Annotated in this window: 19 protein-coding genes; 13 read left to right on the forward strand and 6 right to left on the reverse strand. The window is 66.9% G+C overall.

Annotated elements, in window-relative coordinates; translation table 11 throughout:
- Nucleotides 1–182 precede the first annotated feature (182 nt).
- Both murU and IOC61_RS12025 read right to left on the reverse strand, forming a co-directional pair.
- Nucleotides 183–863 carry an N-acetylmuramate alpha-1-phosphate uridylyltransferase MurU gene (gene murU, locus IOC61_RS12020; RefSeq protein ID WP_195689029.1) on the reverse strand — a complete coding sequence of 227 codons (681 nt, stop codon included), beginning with the start codon at nucleotides 861–863 and terminating at the stop codon, nucleotides 183–185.
- Entirely contained in the window at nucleotides 860–1,882 is a 1,023-nt protein-coding gene (locus IOC61_RS12025) for an aminoglycoside phosphotransferase family protein (RefSeq protein ID WP_195689030.1), read from the reverse strand. Before IOC61_RS12025 ends, murU begins: the two co-directional genes overlap by 4 nt.
- A gap of 140 nt (nucleotides 1,883–2,022) precedes the next feature.
- On the opposite strand from IOC61_RS12025, the gene IOC61_RS12030 reads away from it, so the two are divergent.
- The 9 genes from IOC61_RS12030 (at nucleotide 2,023) to ltrA (ending at nucleotide 12,105) form a co-directional block, all read left to right on the forward strand.
- Nucleotides 2,023–4,455 (forward strand): LPS-assembly protein LptD, encoded by a 2,433-nt coding sequence (locus tag IOC61_RS12030; protein ID WP_195689031.1) that lies wholly within the window; start codon nucleotides 2,023–2,025, stop codon nucleotides 4,453–4,455.
- A 27-nt stretch (nucleotides 4,456–4,482) separates the two neighbouring features.
- Nucleotides 4,483–5,157 carry a SurA N-terminal domain-containing protein gene (locus IOC61_RS12035; RefSeq protein WP_229333106.1) on the forward strand — a complete coding sequence of 225 codons (675 nt, stop codon included), beginning with the start codon at nucleotides 4,483–4,485 and terminating at the stop codon, nucleotides 5,155–5,157.
- Entirely contained in the window at nucleotides 5,157–6,200 is a 1,044-nt protein-coding gene (gene pdxA, locus IOC61_RS12040; protein WP_195689032.1) for a 4-hydroxythreonine-4-phosphate dehydrogenase PdxA, read from the forward strand. Before IOC61_RS12035 ends, pdxA begins: the two co-directional genes overlap by 1 nt.
- A 194-nt stretch (nucleotides 6,201–6,394) precedes the next feature.
- Nucleotides 6,395–7,213 (forward strand): 16S rRNA (adenine(1518)-N(6)/adenine(1519)-N(6))-dimethyltransferase RsmA, encoded by an 819-nt coding sequence (gene rsmA / locus IOC61_RS12045; RefSeq protein ID WP_195689033.1) that lies wholly within the window; start codon nucleotides 6,395–6,397, stop codon nucleotides 7,211–7,213.
- On the forward strand, nucleotides 7,210–7,623 hold the full coding sequence (apaG, locus tag IOC61_RS12050; protein ID WP_420706343.1) for a Co2+/Mg2+ efflux protein ApaG: 414 nt from the start codon (nucleotides 7,210–7,212) through the stop codon (nucleotides 7,621–7,623). Before rsmA ends, apaG begins: the two co-directional genes overlap by 4 nt.
- A 53-nt stretch (nucleotides 7,624–7,676) precedes the next feature.
- A complete protein-coding gene (locus tag IOC61_RS12055; protein ID WP_195689034.1) occupies nucleotides 7,677–8,498 on the forward strand; it encodes a symmetrical bis(5'-nucleosyl)-tetraphosphatase in 822 nt (273 codons plus the stop codon).
- 81 nt (nucleotides 8,499–8,579) lie between these two features.
- On the forward strand, nucleotides 8,580–8,900 hold the full coding sequence (glpE, locus tag IOC61_RS12060; RefSeq protein ID WP_195689035.1) for a thiosulfate sulfurtransferase GlpE: 321 nt from the start codon (nucleotides 8,580–8,582) through the stop codon (nucleotides 8,898–8,900).
- 2 nt (nucleotides 8,901–8,902) lie between these two features.
- Nucleotides 8,903–10,051 (forward strand): polynucleotide adenylyltransferase, encoded by a 1,149-nt coding sequence (locus IOC61_RS12065; RefSeq protein ID WP_420706344.1) that lies wholly within the window; start codon nucleotides 8,903–8,905, stop codon nucleotides 10,049–10,051.
- A 776-nt stretch (nucleotides 10,052–10,827) separates the two neighbouring features.
- The gene (gene ltrA, locus IOC61_RS12070; RefSeq protein ID WP_229333107.1) at nucleotides 10,828–12,105 is read left to right on the forward strand and encodes a group II intron reverse transcriptase/maturase; all 1,278 of its coding nucleotides are present in this window, start codon (nucleotides 10,828–10,830) and stop codon (nucleotides 12,103–12,105) included.
- A 96-nt stretch (nucleotides 12,106–12,201) separates the two neighbouring features.
- Here ltrA and folK read toward each other — a convergent pair whose 3' ends face one another.
- Both folK and folB read right to left on the reverse strand, forming a co-directional pair.
- Nucleotides 12,202–12,732, reverse strand: coding sequence for a 2-amino-4-hydroxy-6-hydroxymethyldihydropteridine diphosphokinase (gene folK, locus IOC61_RS12075; RefSeq protein ID WP_195689037.1), 531 nt, complete (start codon nucleotides 12,730–12,732; stop codon nucleotides 12,202–12,204).
- On the reverse strand, nucleotides 12,732–13,097 hold the full coding sequence (folB, locus tag IOC61_RS12080) for a dihydroneopterin aldolase (RefSeq protein WP_132044215.1): 366 nt from the start codon (nucleotides 13,095–13,097) through the stop codon (nucleotides 12,732–12,734). The genes folK and folB overlap by 1 nt, the downstream gene beginning before the upstream one ends.
- Nucleotides 13,098–13,232: 135 nt before the next feature.
- Here folB and IOC61_RS12085 point away from each other — a divergent pair, with 135 nt between their 5' ends.
- Nucleotides 13,233–13,820: a glycerol-3-phosphate acyltransferase gene (locus IOC61_RS12085; RefSeq protein WP_420706345.1), complete on the forward strand. Its 588-nt coding sequence runs from the start codon at nucleotides 13,233–13,235 to the stop codon at nucleotides 13,818–13,820.
- Between the two features lie 5 nt (nucleotides 13,821–13,825).
- Here the strand turns inward: IOC61_RS12085 and tsaD are convergent, their stop codons facing one another.
- A complete protein-coding gene (gene tsaD / locus IOC61_RS12090) occupies nucleotides 13,826–14,854 on the reverse strand; it encodes a tRNA (adenosine(37)-N6)-threonylcarbamoyltransferase complex transferase subunit TsaD (protein WP_195689038.1) in 1,029 nt (342 codons plus the stop codon).
- Between the two features lie 260 nt (nucleotides 14,855–15,114).
- Here tsaD and rpsU point away from each other — a divergent pair, with 260 nt between their 5' ends.
- The 3 genes from rpsU (at nucleotide 15,115) to rpoD (ending at nucleotide 19,414) form a co-directional block, all read left to right on the forward strand.
- The gene (gene rpsU, locus IOC61_RS12095; protein WP_016416934.1) at nucleotides 15,115–15,330 is read left to right on the forward strand and encodes a 30S ribosomal protein S21; all 216 of its coding nucleotides are present in this window, start codon (nucleotides 15,115–15,117) and stop codon (nucleotides 15,328–15,330) included.
- A 151-nt stretch (nucleotides 15,331–15,481) separates the two neighbouring features.
- Complete coding sequence (gene dnaG / locus IOC61_RS12100; RefSeq protein ID WP_195689039.1) at nucleotides 15,482–17,332, forward strand: DNA primase; 1,851 nt, start codon at nucleotides 15,482–15,484, stop codon at nucleotides 17,330–17,332.
- A gap of 249 nt (nucleotides 17,333–17,581) precedes the next feature.
- Nucleotides 17,582–19,414: an RNA polymerase sigma factor RpoD gene (gene rpoD, locus IOC61_RS12105; protein WP_195689040.1), complete on the forward strand. Its 1,833-nt coding sequence runs from the start codon at nucleotides 17,582–17,584 to the stop codon at nucleotides 19,412–19,414.
- A 150-nt stretch (nucleotides 19,415–19,564) separates the two neighbouring features.
- Here the strand turns inward: rpoD and IOC61_RS12110 are convergent, their stop codons facing one another.
- Entirely contained in the window at nucleotides 19,565–20,221 is a 657-nt protein-coding gene (locus IOC61_RS12110) for a hypothetical protein (protein WP_195689041.1), read from the reverse strand.
- Nucleotides 20,222–20,373: the final 152 nt, after the last annotated feature.

Genomic DNA, 20,373 nt, shown 5'->3' on the forward strand with positions numbered 1-20,373 from the left:
TCAGATGCCAGGATGACACGGTAACCCTCGCCCTCGAGCCCGCTGGTGGCGACACTCGGGAGACCAATCATCCGGTTGCCGTGGCCGAACGGTTCTATTAGTTCGGCAACCCAAGAGGCCATCCTGACCGCCTTGATTATCGCCACCGCAACACAGGCGACGATGCAGGAATCTGCTCCCGCTTAGTGTCGGGGGCGCCTTGGCACCAGCACCTCGCCCAGCATTCGGAGTCTCTCCGGCGTGCCCACATCGACCCATTGACCGCGGTGGTGGTGGCCGGCCACGCGCTCCTCGGCCATGGCGCGGCGCAGCAGTGGCGCCAGGGCGAAGGCGCCGGGAGGCTCGTCGGCCACCAGCGCCGGGTCGAGCAGGCTGATGCCCGAGAAGGTGAGCCGCGGCTCACCCTGGGGGTGCACCCGGCCATCGGCGTCGAGGTGGAAATCGCCATCCGGGTGATGCGCGGGATTGTCCACCAGCACCAGCCGCGCCAGGTCGCCGTCGCCGAGCGCGGGCAGTGTGGTCGGGTCGAGGTCGCACCAGATATCCCCGTTGACCAGCAGGAAGGGCGTGTTACCAAGCAGCGGCAGCGCCCGCTGGATGCCGCCGCCGGTTTCCAGGGGCGTCTCCTCCCGGCTCCAGGCGATGGAAACGCCGCAAGAGCTGCCATCCCCGAGCGCCTCGATGATCTGTTCGGCGCGATAGCTGACGTTGATCACGACCTCACGGATGCCCGCCGCGCGCAGCCGTTCGAGGTGGTGAACGATCAGTGGCTTGCTGCCCACCCGCAGCAGTGGCTTGGGGCAGTGGTCGGTGAGCGGTCGCATGCGGGTGCCGAGGCCGGCGGCCAGGATCATCGCCTTCATGTGCTCGCCTCCAGCCGGGTGACCAGGGCCGGCCGGAAGGTGTCGGACAGCCAGGTCTTGAAGGCGTCGTGTCCCTCCAGGCCCGCCAGGCTGTCCTCGAGATGATCGAGGAAGTGGGGCAGGCGCTCGAGATAACCCGATTTCTGGTCGCGCAGGGTCAGGCGGCAGAAGATGCCCAGGACCTTGAGCGAGCGCTGGGCGGCCATGGCGTTGGCCTGGGCCAGGAAGTCGGCCTCCGTGGTGCGGGAGGGGAGGCGACCGTCGGCGATCGCGCGGTGTCGGAAGGCCTCGACCCAGGCGGCGAAGCGCGGCGCGTCGAAGCGGCAGTAGCGGCCGCGCAGCAGCGAGACCAGATCGTAGTTGAGTGGGCCGGCGACGGCGTCCTGGAAATCGATCAACACCAGGGCGTCATCGCGAACCATCAGGTTCATGGCATCGAAGTCGCGATGCACGGTGACCATCGGCTGGGCCAGCGCCGGCTCCACCAGGGCCTGGCGTAGCGCCGTCCAGCTCGCGGGGGGCTCCAGGCCAAGCCATTCGCCCAGGCACCACTCGGGGAAGAGCTCCAGCTCACGCTCGAGCAGGGCGGCATCGAAGCGTGGCAGGGTTTCGGGTCCGGCGCGATTCTGGAGATCATGGAGCAGCGCCATGGCGCGCTCGTGCCAGGTCGTCGTCGCGGCGTCATCGTTGAAGCAGTGCTGCAGTGGCGTATCCCCGAGATCCTCCAGTTCGATGAATCCCGCCTCCAGGTCGACCGAGTAGAGGTGCGGCACCGGGAGCCCGGCGGCCTCCCAGCGACGGGCGATGGCCACGAAGGGGCCGCTATCCTCCTGGTCGGGTGGGGCATCCATCAGGATACGGGTGGTGTCATCGGGCAGGGCAAGTCGGTAGTAGCGGCGGAAGCTGGCGTCACCGGCGGCCAGGCGCAGCTCGAAGGCATCGGGCGCCAGGGCATGGCGCTCGGCGGCCCAGCGGGTGAGCCGTTCGTGGCGCGAGGCGTCGGAGGCGGCGTCGGTCATGGATGAGGCTCCAGTCGGTATGTCCGGTTGACGGTCGTGGGCAGGCACCGCATGCTGGGCGCTGCGCCGTCACCGCCGGCAGGACAGGCCGACGGCGGCCTGTATAATAGCGTTTCACCCCGCCAAGGACATCGACCAACATGGGCAAACGACTCTCATGGACAGCCCTCGCGGGCCTGGCGACCGCGGCGTTTGCCGGAGGTCCGCTGCAGGCGGCTCCCCCGGAGTCGTTGCCTGCCGAACAGCTGGACTTTCAGGCCTGGGGCGACGAGCGCCCCGCGGATGCCCGATGTCGTGGGCGATATGTGATGCCCGGCTATCGCCTGCCGCCGCCGGAGCCCGGCAAGGTGGCCAGCGAATCGACGAGCGCCCACTACGGCGAGGATGGCGAGACCCTGCTGCGGGGCGAGGTCGTGCTGCGCCGCGATACCGCCCAGCTCGAGACCCCCGAGGTGCGCGTGCCCCCCAGTCGGGAACGCGCCTACGCCGAGGGCCCCATGGCATTGCGCGACCAGGGGCTGCTGGTGCGGGGCAGTGCCGCCGAGCTCTCGCTGGTCAACGATGCGGCGAGCATCGACGAGGCCCACTATGTGGTTCACGACCAGCGCCTGCGTGGGGATGCCGAGCGCCTGGCACGCCTCGAGGATGGCCGCTATCGGCTCTCCTCGGCGAGCTTCACCACCTGCGACCCGGGCGACAATCTTTGGCGCCTGGTGGGCGGTGATGTCGTGCTCGACCGGGAAAGCGGCTTCGGTACCGCCCGCCATGCCCGGCTGGAGGTGAAGGATGTTCCGGTCTTCTACTGGCCCTGGGTGCGCTTTCCCATCGATGATCGCCGGCATACCGGCTTCCTGTGGCCGACGGTGGGCTTCTCCAGCGACTCGCTGGACTATGCCCAGCCCTTCTACTGGAATATCGCCCCGGACCAGGACGCCACCATCACGCCGCGCTGGATCAGCGACAGCGGGCTGCTGCTGGGTGGCCAGTACCGCTATCTGTTCCCTTCCGCGGCCGGTCAGGTCGAGGGCGCCTGGTTGGGCAGCGATGATGCCGGCAGCAGCGACAACCCCAATGACCCACCGCGGCGCTTCGAGGGCGAGGAGCGCTGGTACCTCGACTATCGCCATGCCGGCACCCTGGACCCCCGCACCCGCTATCGGCTGCGCTACGGGGCGGCCAGCGACGGTCGCTACTTCGATGATTTCGGCAGCGACTTCGCCGAGCAGAACACCTCGGCGATGCCGCGGCTGGCCCAGATCGATTACCGCGGTGACACCTGGCGCCTCGATGCTCGCGCCCAGGGGTTCCAGAAGCTCGACGACCCGCTGCTGGAGCAGGACAAGCCCTTCTACCGCCTGCCCAGTCTCAGCGCCTCTGCCCGCTGGCGTCAGGAGAGCGGCTTCTATCAGCAGTGGCGAAGCAACTACAGTTACTTCTGGCGCGACGTCGAGGAAAGCGAGATTCCTCAGGTGCGGGAGGCGGCCATCGGCTCCCGGCTGCATCTGTCGCCGGCCCTGGGCTGGCGCTTCGACACGAGCTGGGGCCACCTCGAGCCGCGCCTCGAGTGGCTGGGTACCGCCTATGAGCTGGACTACGGTAACCGTGACGTCGGCGACCGCGATACCAGCCTGACCCGCAGCGTGCCGGTCACCTCCGTGGATGCCGGCCTGGTCTTCGAGCGTGAGCTCGACCTGGGCGGCCGTGGCTATCGCCAGACCCTGGAGCCGAGAGCCAACTACGCCTATGTGCCGGCCCGTGACCAGAGCGACTTCCCCGACTTCGACACCAGCGAGCGCGCCTTCTCCTGGGGCCAGCTGTGGTCGCCCCACCGCTTCTCGGGCAGCGATCGGGTCGGTGATCTCAACCGCCTCTCCCTGGGCGTGGCGTCGCGCCTGCTGGAAGATGACAGCGGCCGCCAGCGCCTCTCCCTGGGGCTGGGGCAGGCGCTCTACTTCGAGGATCGCACGATCGACATGGCGGGCAACCCCGACGAGCTGCCGGCCAATGGTGCCGATCGCTATCGCGCCACCCGGGATCGCTCGCCGCTGGTGGCGAATGCCGACTGGCAGGTCACCGAACGCTGGCGTACCCGCTGGCAGTGGCTCTATGACGACGACCGGGAGCGTACCGAGCGTACCGGGGTCGACCTGCAGTATCGCTCGCCCCAGGGGCATGCATTGAACCTCGGCTATCACTGGGAGCTCGAAGGCTTCGACCCCTCGCTGGACCGGGGTGACGATGACTTCCGTGACTACGATCGCGAGGAGTATGACGTCTCGTTTGCGTGGCAGGCCGGCCGGAGCCTCGACCTGATCGGTCGTCTGCTCTACGACAATACCAACGACCGCTCCCTGGAGCAGCTGGCCGGGGTGCAGTGGAACGACTGCTGCTACGGCGTGCAGCTGGTGTGGCGCGAGTGGATCGATGACAACGACACCGGCGCCGTGACCGATGACTTCACCGACCGCGGGATCTTCCTGCGCTTCGTGTTCAAGGGGCTCGGCGGCGTGGGCCGCGAGGCCGACAGCTACTTCGAGGAGGCCATTCCCGGCTACCGCAGCACCGCCTTCTAGGCCGGGATGGCCCGTTAGAGAGGAAAGATGAAAGGACAGCACACCATGCGTAGTCGCCGTACCCCCCTCCTGGCCGCCGGCCTGGCGATGGCGCTGGGCCTCGCCGTGGTGCCGTTCGGCACCCAGGCCCAGGAGTTCACCTCCAGCCAGCGCCAGGCCCTGGACCATATCGTGGCGGTGGTCAACGAGGGGGCGATCATGCATAGCCAGCTCGAGGAGCGTATCGCCCAGGTACGCAGCCAGATGAGCGCCCAGCAGCAGGAGCTTCCCCCGGAAAGGGTGCTGCGCCAGCAGATCCTGGAGCAGATGATCCTCGAGGAGATCCAGTGGCAGATGGCCGAGGAGTCCGGCCTCACGGTGGACGACACCGAGCTCAATCGTCAGGTGCGTGGCATCGCCGAGCGCAATGGCATGAGCCTGGAGCAGTTTGCCGACGCCCTGGAGGCCGATGGCCTGACGCTGGCCAGCGTGCGGGAGGAGATACGTCGCGAAATTACGCTGCGCCAGCTTCAGCAGCGTCGTGTCGGCAGCCGAGTCAGTCTCTCCGAGCGGGAGGTGGAGCGTTTCATGGCGCAGCAGGACGTCACCCGCGAGCAGGCCCAGCAGGCCCTCTTCCAGCGCAAGGCCAACGCCGAGCTCGAGGCCTGGCTACAGGAGATCCGCTCCCAGGCCTTCGTCGACAATCGCCTCGACGCGCGCTGATGACGACGCCAGGCATGCCGCTGTTGGCGCTGACGACCGGCGAGCCGGCCGGGATCGGCCCGGATCTCGTCCTGAGACTGGCCGCGGAGGGGGTGGAAGATGCGCGGCTGGTGGCCGTGGGGGATCCGGCGCTGCTTGCCGAGCGCGCCTCCCGGCTGGGGCTCGACATCGAGCTGCTCCAGACAGCACCCGGCGAGGAGGTGCCATCGGCGGTTCCCGGTCGGCTTCCGGTATGGCCCGTGACGCTGCGTGAGCCGGCCCGACCGGGAGTGCTGGCGCCAGACAACGCCGCCTATGTGCTCGAGACCCTGGATGTGGCCATCGATGCCTGTCGGGCGGGGCACGCTCAGGGCATGGTCACCGCGCCGCTGCACAAGGGGGTGATCCTCGATGCGGGGCATGCGGGGTTTACCGGCCATACCGAGTATCTGCGCGATGCCTGCGGCGTCGAGGAGGTGGTGATGATGCTTGCCACCGACGCCGCCCTGCATGCCGAGCGGCCCGACTGGGTGGAGGGGCCGTCACTGCGAGTGGCGCTGGCCACCACCCACCTGCCGTTGCGCGACGTGGCCGAAGCCATCACTGCGGAGCGTCTGACACGGGTGCTGCGCATTCTCGACGCCGATCTGAAGCGCTGGTTCGGGGTGACCACTCCGCGCATCGCGGTGTGCGGGCTCAACCCCCACGCCGGGGAGGGGGGCCATCTGGGGCGCGAGGAGATCGAGGTGATCGAACCGGCGCTTGCGGCACTGCGCGACGAGGGGCTGACCCTCGATGGCCCGCTGCCCGCCGATACCCTGTTTACCCCGCGCCACCTGGCGGGCGTCGATGCGGTGCTGGCCATGTATCATGACCAGGGCCTGCCGGTACTCAAGTATGCAGGGTTCGGCCGGGCCGCCAATATCACCCTGGGGCTGCCGCTGGTGCGTACCTCGGTGGATCACGGCACCGCCCTGGATCTGGCCGGCACGGGCCGTGCCGACCCGGGTAGCCTGCGGGTCGCCGTGGCCCTGGCCGCGGAGATGGCCGGCCGCGGTGCGTGAAGCTTAACGAAAACGCGAGTGGCGCTCGAGGGGCGACGGGGACAGGTCGAAGCGGAGGTCCGATTCCAGGGAAGGAATCGGTAGCGTACAGGGAGGTATTCACAGCGCCTCCGCGAAGGGCCTGTCGCCGGGTCAGCCCCGAGAAAGCGGCACTGCGATACTTGGACTATTTAGTGATAGAAGGACACTCCTGAATGGCATCTCGCCCCCCGGTTCATCAGGCCCGCAAGCGCTTCGGACAGAACTTTCTGCGCGACCGAGGCATCATCTCGCGCATCGTGCGGGCCATCGGGCCACGCCCCGGCCAGCGCATCGTGGAGATCGGCCCCGGCCAGGGGGCGCTCACCGAGCCGTTGCTGGAGGCCGCCGACGGACGCCTGGAGGTGATCGAGCTCGACCGCGACCTGATTCCCGGCTTGCGCGTTCAGTTCTTCAACTATCCCGACTTCGTGATCCATGAGGGCGACGCCCTCAAGGTCGATTTTCGCGCCCTGCGCGGTGAGGGCGAGCCGCTGCGGGTGGTCGGCAATCTGCCCTACAATATCTCGACCCCGCTGATTGCCCACCTGCTCCAGGCCGGCGATGCCGTCGCCGACATGCACTTCATGCTGCAGAAGGAAGTGGTGGAGCGCCTCGCCGCCGAGCCAGGCGGTGCCGACTGGGGGCGGCTCTCGGTGATGGCCCAGTATCGCTGTCGGGTGGAGTCACTGTTCGTGGTCCCGCCGGAAGCCTTCGTGCCGCGGCCCAAGGTGGATTCCGCCATCGTGCGGTTGACGCCCCATGCCGAGTTGCCCCACCCGGCCCGCGATGAAGCGCTGCTGGCCACGATCGTCAAGGAGGCCTTCGGCCAGCGTCGCAAGACCCTGCGCAACAACCTCAAGGGCCGCATCACCGCCGACGAACTCGAGGCGCTGGGGATCGATCCCGGGAGGCGCCCCCAGACCCTGAGCGTGGAGGAGTTCGTGTCGATTGCCGATTACCTGACCCAGGCCACCGGGGAGGCGCGCCCATGAGCGATCGAGCCTCAGGCGATGAGCCCGTGATGACCGAGGGGGTGGCCGTCAGCGTCGAGGTCCAGCCGGAGTTTCGCCCCGAGGAGTCCGCTCCCGAGGAGGGGCGCTATGTGTTCAGCTACACCGTGACGGTGCACAACGCCTCGCGTCATAGCATCCAGCTGATGGCACGACACTGGACGATCACCCAGGGCAGCGGCAAGGTCCAGGACGTGCGAGGCAAGGGGGTGGTGGGGCAACAGCCGATGATCGCCCCCGGCCAGCACTTTCGCTATACCAGTCGCGCCATCCTCGATGGACCGGTGGGGGTGATGCAGGGCGAGTACACCTGCGTCGATACCGCCACCCAGCGCCCCTTCGAGGTGCCCATCGCCGCCTTCCGGCTGGCCGGTCCCAACCAGGTCCACTGAGTTCGCGGCAGCCGAGCCACAAGCTGCATCCGAATCATCAACAGGGAGCGTCCATGACGACCTATGCCATCGGCGACCTTCAGGGATGTCACGCAGAGTTCGTCGAGCTGCTCGAGACCCTCGACTTCGATCCGCGTCGCGACCGGCTGTGGCTGGCCGGCGATCTGGTCAACCGGGGCCCGGGGTCACTGGCCTGCCTGCGCGAGGTCGATGCCCTGGGGGACGCCGCCCTGACGGTGCTCGGCAATCATGACCTCCATCTGCTGGCGGTGGCTCGGGGGGGCGCCACGCTCAATCGCAAGGACACCCTCGACGCCATCCTCGCCGCCCCGGATCGCGAGCGACTGCTCGACTGGCTTCAGTCTCGCCCGCTGCTGGTGCGCGAGACGCTGGGCGGTGAGGATACCCTGATGACCCATGCTGGCCTGCTGCCCCGGTGGTCGCCGGACCAGGCCGAGAGGCTCGCCGCCGAGGTGGAGGCGATGCTCACCGGTGAACGGGCCGGGGGCTTTCTCGAGCGCATGTATGGCAATGCGCCGGATCGCTGGCGCGATGATCTCGAGGGCATCGATCGCCTGCGTGCCATCGTCAACGTGCTCACCCGCATGCGCTTCATCGATGCCGAGGGTCGGCTGGACTTCGCCGCCAAGGAGGGGCTCGACAGTGCCCCGGCGGGCTTCGCTCCCTGGTTCCGCTATCCGCGTGGCGACGACACTCGCCTCGTCTTCGGTCACTGGGCGGCGCTCCAGGGCGAGACACCGGGCAGCCGTGTCAATGCCTGCGCGCTGGACACCGGCTGCGTATGGGGTGGCTCCCTGACGGCCCTGGACCTCGAACGCGGCGAGCGCATCAGCGTGCCCAGCCGGCGGCGATAAGCGCGGCGGCACCGTTTCTATCCTGACCCCCTCACAAGCCGTTTATCCTGAACCGCTCACAACCCCGACATGAGGCGCGCCATGAGCTTCCAGCATCTCGATACCCCCACTCTCAAGGCCTGGCTCGATGAGGGCCGGGAGACGGCGCTGGTGGATATCCGCGACGCCCTGAGCTTCGCCCAGGGCCATATTCCCGGCAGTCGCCGGCTCGACAACGAGTCGGTAGGCGAGTTCGTCGAGGCGACGCCCACGGAGCGGCCGGTGGTGGTGGTCTGTTACCACGGCCACTCCAGCCAGCAGGCGGCGGCCTGGCTGGCCGGCCAGGGCTTTGCCGAGGTCTACAGTCTCGATGGCGGCTTTACCGACTGGCAGCTGCGTCATCCCGATCGAGTGGAGGCCTGAGCGTGGCGCGGTCGTGTGATCCGGCCGTGGCAGGGCTAAGGGTCTATCGGGTGGGTGGGGCGGTGCGCGATGCCCGCCTCGGCTGGCCGGTCACCGATACCGACTGGGTGGTGGTCGGGGCCACCCCGGAGGCCCTGCGTCGGCGCGGTTTCAGGCCCGTGGGACGTGACTTTCCGGTCTTTCTCCATCCCCGAACCCACGAGGAGTACGCCCTGGCGCGCACCGAGCGCAAGGCCGGCCATGGCTATACCGGCTTCGAGGTGCACGCCAGCCCCGAGGTGACCCTGGAGGAGGACCTGGCGCGCCGCGACCTGACCATCAACGCCATGGCCGAGACCCTGGAGGGGGAGCTGGTGGACCCCTATGCCGGCCTCGCCGACCTGGAGGCGCGGGTGTTGCGCCATGTCTCGCCGGCCTTCGTGGAGGATCCGCTGCGGGTGTTGCGTACCGCGCGCTTCCTGGCCCGCTATGCGGGCCTCGGCTTCACCATCGCCGAGGAGACTCGGGAGCTGATGCGCCAACTGGTGCAGAGCGGAGAGCTCGGCCATCTGGTGGCCGAGCGGGTGTGGGTCGAGACCGAGAAGGCGCTGGCCGAGCCCTGGCCCGAGGTCTACTTCCAGGCACTCGATGAGTGCGGTGCCCTGGCGGAGCTGATGCCGGCGCTGGTGACCGACCGCGAAGCGCTGGACGCGGCACTGGGCCGACTGCATCGCCTACCCGAGGAGGGGGAGGGTGAGGCGCTGGCCCGTTGGCGCTGGGCGCGCCTGGTGGAGCATCTGGGCGAGGCGGAGCGAGCCGAGTTGGCCGAACGCCTGCGACAGCCCAGGGCCTTTGCCGACCTGGCTCGCCAGGTGGCGCAGACTCGGGCGCTGGTCGCGGCGTCGCGTCAGGAGCCTGCGACGGGTGACGAGATCCTCGCCTGGCTGGATCGCATCGATGCCTGGCGACGTGGCGAACGGGTGATGCCGTTGATCAGCCTGGTAAGCCTGGAGGCGCCGGTGCTGGCCGAGGAGCTGGCCCTGGGCTGGCGGCTGGCCGCCCAGGTGCTGCCGAAGGCGCTGGTGGAGGAGGGCTTCAAGGGCCGCGAGCTGGGCCTGGAGCTAGCCCGTCGACGCCGTGAGGTGATCGATGCCGCCCTGGGCAGTGGGTGAGCTCGCCGCCGGCCGGCGGGCTAGACTCTGTCCGAAAACTGGCTGCGCTCGGCTATACAACGTTAAAAATCGACTCAAAGTACTCATTTACACTCCGTAAACTCCGTCTTTTCGCCGATTTTTGCCTTGTCTAACCTTCGCTCGCCGACTTTTCAGAGTGCGCCAGGAGAAGCCTGGTCGCCCAGGACACCAGCCAAAGGAGGTGAAAAGGGCGTAGTGAAACCCAGTGGGTGAAAGTCCCATCCGGCCAAGGTTAGCCACCAGCCGGTAGCGAGTCTTGCGCAGCTTCGAGCAATCGCTGCTGTGAAGCGTAGATAGCGAGTGGGCAGGCCGTGTGATTGAGCCCCGAAATAGTCATGGTCGCGATCGCCGACACTCTTCTGAAAGTGGAAGGCAACACGAACCCGTTGTATGGCTTGGCGGGGAGGGTCGCCGGGGTCGGAGAGCAGGGCATGTCCACATAGGGGTTTCCCAGGAACCTGGGAGGCCCGCCTTTCTCCCCTGAAGGGTAATGGCACAGGTGAGGGGCTGCCTGCTGCGAAAGCTCCTGGTTCAGTGCTGTCGTGCCTGACGGTACTGGAAGCGAATTACAGGCACTCAGGGGGTACGGCCACGCGACGACAAGGAGCCGGCCGAAAGGAGAGGCGGGAGTCGGAGTCGCTCATAGTACCTAAGAAAGCGGGGAACCGGCTCGACGGGACCCGCTGGAGGGAAGGGGCGGCCAATCATCAGAACCGCGAGAGGGAAACATGACAGGTGCACAGGAACCTGGTGTCATGTACACGAAACAATTGCGGATAGCTGCGCTGGCAGGGCGCTTCCCGCAGCGTGCCTTCACGTCACTGGCGCACAACATCGATGCCCAGTGGCTGAGGACGGCCTACCTGATGACGCGCCGAGACGGCGCCGTCGGGATCGATGGCCAGACGGCGGACGACTTCGTGCGCGACTTCGAGGCCAATATCCAACGTCTGCTGGAGGAGGCCAAGAGCGGTCGCTACCGGGCGCCGCCGGTGAGGCGAGTCCATATTCCCAAGGGAGATGGGCGCACCACACGGCCGATCGGCATCCCCACCTTCGAAGACAAGGTCCTGCAACGTGCCGTGGTGGCCCTGCTGGAGCCCCTCTACGAGCACGACTTTCTGGACGGCTCGTATGGCTTCCGGCCAGGGCGCTCGGCGCACCAGGCGATCAAGACGGTATGGGATGGCTTGTCTTCGATGGGGGGTGGCTGGGTCATTGACCTGGACATCCAAGCCTTCTTCGACACGATCGACCATCAGCACCTGCGTGAGTTTCTGCAGCAACGAGTGAAGGACGGTGTCATCCTCCGCCTGATCGGCAAGTGGCTCAAGGCCGGGGTGTTGGACGCCGGGCAGTGGCAGAAAGGTGAGGTAGGAAGCCCTCAAGGCGGGGTCATTTCCCCGTTGTTGGCGAACGTTTACCTTCACCATGTGCTGGATGAGTGGTTTGAGAAAGACGTCAAGCCACGCCTGCGTGGACGAGCATTCTCGGTGCGCTTCGCTGACGATGCCGTGCTCGCATTCAGCAACGAGGCCGATGCTCGCAAGGTGCTGGAGGTGTTGCCCAAGCGCTTCGCGCGCTTCGGGCTCACCCTGCACCCGACCAAGACCCGACTGGTGCGATTTCGACCACACCGCGAGCTACGTGCCGAGACCTTCGACTTCTTGGGCTTTACCCACTACTGGGGAAAATCCCGGCGTGGTCGCTGGATCATCAAACAGAAAACGGCTAAGGACCGCTTCAAAAGGTCACTGAGGAAAATTTCGCTCTGGTGCCGAGCGAATCGGCACCTGCCGCTTCAAGTCCAGCATCGCCATCTATGTCGGAAGGTCCAAGGGCACTTTGCTTATTACGGCATCTGCAACAATGGCAGAGCGCTTCAGGTATTCCGGTTCCGGGTAATCTGGTATTGGATAAAGTGGTTGAGTCGACGCTCCCAGAAAGGGCGGATTACTTGGGAGAAGGCAGGTCAACTGCTGGCTCGCCTTCCTTTGCCGCGTGCAAGGGTAGTGCACCGATGGTCCTTTTAGCGAATCTGATGATTGAGGAGCCGGATGCGTTAATTGCGCACGTCCGGATCTGTGGGGGGCCGGGACGAGCAATCGCCCGGTCTACCCGACCAAAGCCTAGTCGGTCGCACGGTCCGGGCTCGATACCCTGCGCCCGGCCCAGGTGAAGGATACCGGCCAGAGCCGCTGGTCACCCGCGTCGAAGCGGTGCCAGAGGGAGGCGTAGGTCTCCTGGCTCACGGGATGCCGCTCCTCGGGAAGCAGCTCGGCCAGGGGCTGCAGGACGAAGGCGTGGTGGGTGATCTCGCCTCGTGGCAGGCTGACCCCGCCGTGTTCGCCGCTTAGCTCGCCCACGGTGAGCAGATCCACATCCAGCGTGCGGGGGCTGAACTTGGGGCTCTCCTCGCGCCGGCCATTGGCGAACTCCAGGCGCTTGCACCAGGCCTGCAGCTCTGCAACCGAGGCGTCGCTTTCGAAGGCCGCCACCAGGTTGTAGAAGTTTCGCCCATCCTCGAAGCCTACCGGTTCACTCTCGAACACCCGCGAGACACGCAGGTTCTCGAAGGAGGCCGCCAGGGCGTCCAGGCAGACGCGCACATGGTGGTCGCGCTCGATATTGCTGCCGATGCTGACCGTGACCAGCGCCATCACGACACTCCCGGGCGCACGCCGCGCTCGATGCTGACGCCCACCGCGGCGGCGGCCGCCACGGCGCCGGGCTTGCGCACGACCAGGCGCAGCCAGGCGATGCCGAACTCCTCGCGCAGTGTCGCCGCCAGCCGCTCGGCGAAGGTCTCCACCAGGGCGAAGTCGTGGGCGGCAGCGAAGGCCTGGATGCGCTCGCTGATGGCGGCGTAGTCGAGGGTCTGGGCGATATCGTCGTCCGCCGCGGCGGGACGAATATCGGTGGCCAGCTCGAGGTCGAGTACCAGGCGCTGGGTGATGTTGCGTTCCCAGTCGTAGACGCCGATCACGGTGTCGACGGCGAGGGACTCTATCAGCACTAGATCCATGGTGGCTTCCGGGCGGGTGCAGGGGGAGTGGGGTGAGATTGTACGCGAGCCGCGCCGTGTGGAATACCTCGGTCGCTGGGCAGTCCGGGGCGGGACTGTCAGAATGGCCGAGTTCCCGTTGCAGGAGGGGCGGCCGTGGAGGCGCCACTGATCTCGCTATTGCCGCTGGTGGTGCTGGGCTACCTCAGCGGCAGCTGGCTCGGCGCGCTTACCGTCTGCCGGCTGGCGGGCGTGGGCGACCCGCGCCTGGCGGGCTCCTTCAATCCGGGCTTCTCCAATGTGCTGCGCCTGTATGGGCGCTGGCTGGCACTGGCGACCCTGCTGGTGGATGCCGTCAAGGGCATGCCGGTACTGGTGGGGGCGATCCTGCTGGGGTTGCCGCCCTGGGCCCAGGGGGTGGTGGGCCTCGCCGTGCTGCTGGGCCACAGCTACCCGGCCTGGCATCGCCTGCGCGGCGGCAAGGCGGTGGCCAGCGCCTTTGGTGTGATGCTGGTGCTGACCCCGGGAGTGGCGCTGGTGTGTGCCACGTTATGGGGGCTGCTCGCCTGGCGGGTGCGTACCGCCGCGGTAGCGTCGCTGGCCAGTGCCGCCGCCGCCCCTCTGGCCAGCCTGTGGCTGGCGCCGGACTATGTGGGCGTGGTGATCGCCTTCACCCTGCTGGTGCTGGGCCGCCATCTTCTCAATATCCAGCGCCTCGGCCGCGGCGATGAGCCGCCTCTCTAATCGGCTTACGGCTTGTTCAGGGAATCCATCGGCCAGCGCGGCACGGCCTGCATCGCGCCAGGTTCGTCGTGTTCGCCCGCCAGCAGGCGCTGGGCGCCCACATACGCGATCATCGCCCCGTTGTCGGTGCAGAAGCGTCCGCGGGGATAGAAGGCGCGAGCGTCGCGTTTTTCACACTCGCGCTCCAGGCGTTCACGCAGCCGCGTATTGGCGCTGACGCCGCCGGCCACCACCAGCCGCTTGAGGCCGGTCTGGTCCAGGGCGCGGCGACACTTGATGACCAGGGTGTCGACCACCGCCTCCTCGAAGGCGCGCGCCACATCGGCGCGGGCCTGCTCGTCGAGCTCGCCGGCCGCCTCGAGCCTGCGAATGGCGGTGAGCGTATGGGTCTTGAGGCCCGAGAAGCTGAAGTCGAGCCCCGGACGGTCGGTCATCGGCCGTGGGAAGCGCAGGCGGCCGGGGTCGCCCCGCTCGGCCAGGCGTGCCACCTGAGGGCCACCGGGGTAGGCCAGGCCCAGCATCTTGGCGGCCTTGTCGAAGGCCTCGCCGGCGGCATCGTCCACGGACTCGCCGAGCAGGCTGTAGTCGCCCAGTCCGCGCACCTCGACCAGCTGGGTATGGCCGCCCGAGACCAACAGGGCCGCGAAGGGGAACGCGGGGCGGTCCTCCTCCAGCATGGGGGCCAGCAGGTGCCCCTCCATATGGTGGACGCCGAGCACCGGAATGTTCAGCGCCCTGGCCATGCCGTGGGCGGTGGCGGCCCCCACCATCAGCGCCCCCACCAGGCCGGGGCCCGCGGTATAGGCGATGGCGTCGAGGTCCTGACGGGCCAGGCCCGCCTCGTCGAGCACCTGCTGGATCAGCGGCAGCAGGCGGCGCGTGTGGTCTCGAGAGGCGAGCTCGGGTACCACGCCGCCATATTCGGCGTGCATGGCGATCTGGCTGTAGAGGGCGTCGGCCAGCAGGCCGCGCTCGGTGTCGAAGAGGGCGACGCCGGTTTCGTCGCAGGAGGTCTCGATGCCCAGTACGCGCATGGTGTCGGCTCGTTTACTCGGAAAAGGCCGCCATTCTACGCGTTATGGGCACGGAAAGCATTTGCAAGAACCCGGTGTGGGGTCTAGAATGTCGTGCGCTGCAAGACTGGGTCGTGCACCCAGGTGGCGAAAACCGCGATCGAACCCCTCGTTTTCCGGCGCGCTCAGGCGTTCCGGGCGTTTGTTCTTCGCGAAACGTGCCACCCACAGGGGTGTGCGTACTAACCGAACTCTAGTTACCTAAGGTAGGTGAGTGCTTAATGCCTTCTGTTAAAGTACGTGATAACGAGCCGTTTGACGTCGCGCTGCGTCGCTTCAAGCGTTCCTGCGAAAAAGCCGGTGTTCTCTCCGAGGTGCGTCGTCGCGAGCACTACGAGAAGCCGACCGCGGAGCGCAAGCGCAAGGCGGCGGCTGCCGTCAAGCGTCACGCCAAGAAGCTCCAGCGTGAGCGCAAGCGCTTCGAACGGCTCTATTGATCCGTACTGGAGACGTCGGGCCCTAGGGTCGGGCGGTCTCAGGAGGACGCCAAGCGGCCGCCATCCGGTGGCCGCTTGTTTTTTCCGGGTCGATGGTGACTGCCGTCGACCCAGGGTGATCACACCGCAGTCGTCGAGGTGATTCGACTTCATGGCCGGACAGATTCCCCAGCGCTTCATCGATGACCTGCTGGCTCGCGTCGACGTGGTCGAGGTGGTGGGCGAGCGGGTCAAGCTCAAGAAGGCCGGACGCAACTACTCGGGCCTGTGCCCCTTCCATCAGGAAAAGACGCCGTCATTCACCGTGAGTGCCGACAAGCAGTTCTATCACTGCTTCGGCTGTGGCGCCCACGGCAATGCCCTGCGCTTCCTGATGGAGTACGACAAGCTGCGCTTCCCCGAGGCGGTGGAGCAGCTGGCCGGGCGGCTGGGCATGGACGTGCCCCGCGAGGGCGCCGATGACCCCCGTGCCCAGGCACGAGAGCGCAAGCGCAAGGAGGGGGTCAACCTGCTGGAGCTCTCGGCCGCCTATTTTCGCGAGCGCCTGAAGATGCCCGAGGGGCAGGGCGCCCGGGACTACCTGGAGCGTCGCGGCCTGGCGCCGGAGGTGCTCGAGACCTTCGGTGTCGGCTATGCGCCGGATGGCTGGGAAGGCCTCAAGCGGCACCTGGGTGAGCGCGGCATCGGCGAGCCGGTGCAGGTGGAGTATGGCCTGCTGGTGCATCGCGAGGAGAGTGGTCGCACCTACGATCGTTTCCGCGACCGGGTCATGTTTCCGATCCGGGATATCAAGGGGCGCACCATCGGCTTCGGAGGCCGGGTGCTGGGCGATGCCAAGCCCAAGTACCTCAACTCGCCGGAGACGCCGGTGTTCCACAAGGGGCGCGAGCTGTATGGCCTCTACGAGGCGCGCCAGGCCGATCACCGCCTGGAGCGGGTGGTGATCGTCGAGGGCTACATGGACGTGGTGGCCCTGGCGCAGTTCGGCATCCGCAATGCGGTCGCCACCCTGGGCACCTCCACCAGCGAGGAGCATCTCGGCCGCCTGTTCCGGATGGTCAACGAGGTGGTGTTCTGCTTCGACGGCGACCGAGCCGGGCGCCAGGCGGCCACGCGCGCGCTGGAGACGGCGCTGCCGCTGATGATCGACGGGCGCCAGGCGCGCTTTCTGTTCCTGCCCGAGGAGGAGGATCCGGACACCCTGGTGCGCCGGGAGGGCGCCGAGGCCTTCCAGGACCGCATCACCTGCGCCAGCCCATTGTCGGAGTTCCTCTTCGATCAGGCGGCGGCGGGGCGCGACCTGGCGCATATCGAGGAGCGCGAGCGGTACGCCAGCCAGGTGTTGAAGGCGATCGGACGGCTGCCGGAGGGCGTGCTCAAGTCGCTGATGCTGACCGAGCTGTCGCGTCGCACCGGGGTCGAGGCGGCGAACTTCTCGGCCCTGCTGGCAAGGGATGAGGCCATCGCGGGCCGTGAGGCGCGTGGCGGTGAGTCGCCGCCGGCCATGGAGGCAGGCGGCACCCCGGCGTCACCGCCTCCTCGGGAGCAGGGAGGGGGCCCCTTCCCGCAGCGCTCCGGCGGCGCCTTGAGCCTTGTCGCGCGGGCCCTGCAGCTGCTGCTGCACGAGCCGGAGCTGGTCGTGCAGCTGCCCGCCGAGGATGACTGGTGCCCCGATGAGGAGCCGGACGGCCTGCTGTGCCGCGAGGTGATTCGCCTGCTGAGGGCGGGTGGCTACCGCAGTCCCCAGGTGCTGCTGGCGCACTTTCATGGCAGCCCCGAGGGGGAGCGTCTGGCGGCGCTGGCGCGGCGCGAGCTGCTGATTCCGAAGGCGGCGCGAGGTGCCGAGCTGGAGGGCCTGGTGGGGCACTTTCGAAGGCATCGGCGCAGGCGTTCGCCTCAGGAGGAGTTCGACGCACTGCTGGCCAGGGAGAAGGCGGGGGAGCGGCTGTCACGGGAGGAGAGGCAGCGCCTGATGGCGTTGATCACCGAACTGCACCGCTGACCGGAAGGTCAAAAAGACATTCTGTAGACACTCCGGACTGGCCGTACGGTTGATTTCTCTCCTAACATCCCCACATAGGAGAGAGCGCTCGGCACCGGCGTAACCTGACAACCTAACACACCTGAGTAACCGCGCAAATAGATTGAACTGGCAGAAAGGTGCTTTCTGCCGCTATACTGTTCGGCTTTGTGAGTTTTCTCCACCCAGCGCTTCAGGTGTTTCATTCTTCTTCGTCGAGATAGGGTTTCTATGGCTGGAAATGCGCAGCAACAGTCGCGTCTGAAGGAGTTGATCGCGCGCGGCAAGGAACAGGGCTACCTGACCTATGCCGAGGTCAACGACCACCTTCCCGAGGATATCGCCGACCCGGATCAGGTGGAAGATATCATCGGCATGATCAACGACATGGGCATCAGCGTCGTCGAGGTAGCCCCCGATGAAGATACCCTGATGATGTCGGACCACTCCACCGACGAGTCGGCGGCCGAAGAAGCCGTGGCGGCCCTGGCGGCGGTGGAGAGCGACGTGGGTCGCACCACCGATCCCGTGCGCATGTACATGCGCGAGATGGGGACGGTGGAGCTGCTGACCCGCGAGGGTGAGATCGAGATCGCCAAGCGCATCGAGGAGGGCACCCGCGAGGTCATGTCGGCGCTGGCCTACCTGCCTGGCGCGGTGGACTCCATTCTCGAGGCCTACGACGCCACCCAGGACGAGGAAGCGCCGGGTCGCCTCTCCGACCTCTTTTCCGGCTTCATCGATCCCGACGAGGGCATCCCCGGGGTAGCCGAGGCGGAGGTGCCCGAAGAGGAGCCTCGTGTCGGCGGCGAAGATGACGAGGACGAGGAGGCCGAGGAGGAGAGTGTCGGCGGCCCCGACCCCGAAGAGTCACGCGCCCGCTTCGAGCAGATCCGCGAGAAGAACGCCGCCGTCAAGGCCGCCATCGAGGCCGAGGGGCGCAACTCCAAGGCGGCCCAGGATGCCCTGGCGCGTCTGGCCGAGCTGTTCTCGCCGATCAAGCTGGTGCCCAAGCATTTCGAGCGTCTGGTCAACCAGGTGCGGATCAGTGTCGAGCAGGTGCGCGCCCAGGAAAAGGCGATCATGCAGCTGTGTGTCAAGAAGGCACGCATTCCGCGCAAGACCTTTATCAAGGCCTTTCCGGGCAACGAGTCCGACCCCGAGTGGCTGGAGGCCTTCTCCGCCGAGCACCCCAAGTATGCCGAACGCCTGAAGCCGCTGAGCGGGGATATTCAGCGCGCCCAGCGCAAGATCGCCTTCGAGGAGGCGATGGTCTGCCTGCAGGTGCAGGAGATCAAGGAGGTCAACCGTCGTCTCTCCATCGGTGAGGCCAAGGCGCGCCGCGCCAAGAAGGAGATGGTCGAGGCCAACCTGCGCCTGGTGATCTCCATTGCCAAGAAGTACACCAATCGCGGCCTGCAGTTCCTGGACCTGATCCAGGAGGGCAATATCGGCCTGATGAAGGCGGTGGACAAGTTCGAGTATCGTCGCGGTTACAAGTTCTCCACCTACGCCACCTGGTGGATCCGCCAGGCGATCACCCGCTCCATCGCCGACCAGGCACGCACCATCCGTATCCCGGTGCATATGATCGAGACCATCAACAAGCTCAACCGGGTCTCCCGGCAGATGCTTCAGGAGATGGGGCGTGAGCCGACCCCCGAGGAGCTGGGCGAGCGTCTCGAGATGCCTGAGGACAAGGTGCGCAAGGTGCTCAAGATCGCCAAGGAGCCGATCTCCATGGAGACGCCGATCGGTGACGATGACGACTCGCACCTGGGCGACTTCATCGAGGACAGCTCCATGGTGCTGCCCATCGACTCCGCCACCGGTGAGGGGCTGATCGAGGCGACACGCAACGTGCTCGGCGGGCTTACCGCGCGCGAGGCCAAGGTGCTGCGCATGCGTTTCGGCATCGACATGAACACCGACCATACCCTCGAGGAGGTCGGCAAGCAGTTCGATGTCACCCGCGAGCGGATTCGCCAGATCGAGGCCAAGGCGCTGCGCAAGCTGCGTCACCCCAGCCGCTCGGAGCCGCTGCGCTCCTTCCTGGACGAGTAACGCCGGGCGCCGAGTGCGCCGTCCATGCATGCAGAAGGCCCCACCGCTCAACGAGCGGTGGGGCCTTCTTGTTGGGGCTTGTTGTTGGGGGCTTGCTTGCCCCTGCCTGGCTGTCAGGGCCCTCTTGTGGGCGTGCCCGGCGAGCCGAGCTCAGCCGTGCTGTCGTGCCAGGGCCCAGCGACGGGCGAGCAGGACCAGCTCGATGACTGCGATCAGCAGCACGGCATAGCCAAACAGCTCCACGACCTCCTCGGCGGCGCTCTTGAAGTCGCGAACATAGCTCTCCTGCAGGATCGCCTGCCAGAAGTCGCCACGTCCGTAGAGCCGCGAGAAGACATAGGTGGTCAGGAAGCCCGCCGCGAAGAGTCCGAAGGAGAAGCTGTTGGCATAGGCGGCGAACTCGGCCAGGAAGCGCTGTCGCTTGCGGATGACTACGAACAGGATCGGCAGCACGGTGAGGCCGACCAGCAGCTGCCAGGCACCATCGAAGAGGTAGGTGTCGAGCAGGGCGTCCTGCTCGCGGATCAGCGAGGCAAACAGAAACCCGAACATCAGCAGGCTGATGTAGGGCAGGGTGCGGATCACCAGGTGGCTATAGAGCAGCAGGCCGGCAGCGGCGGCCAGCAGGGCGGACTGGGCCAGCTCGGTGAAGCCACGTTCGGAGAAGCGTGCATCGGGAAGATAGAGGGACTCATAGAAGACCCCCTGGGCGATACCCGCCACCAGCAGGATATAGAGTGTCGCACGCAGGCAGGTGGCGCGGAAGCTGATGGGCCAGGAGGGGGGAGGCAGAGACTTATGTGGCATGGCGGAATTCGTGTCTGAGGGTAACGTTGAAGGACATCTTACCCGGTCCGCCGAGGGGGAGCTAACTTCGCCGGCGACTTGTTTGCAAACTATTGAATTTCAGGGGCCTACACCATTAGTCGCGTTTTTATGCCGAGCCTATTGCCGAGCGG

The sequence above is a fragment of the Halomonas sp. KAO genome (assembly GCF_015595025.1).
Classification (GTDB): domain Bacteria; phylum Pseudomonadota; class Gammaproteobacteria; order Pseudomonadales; family Halomonadaceae; genus Halomonas.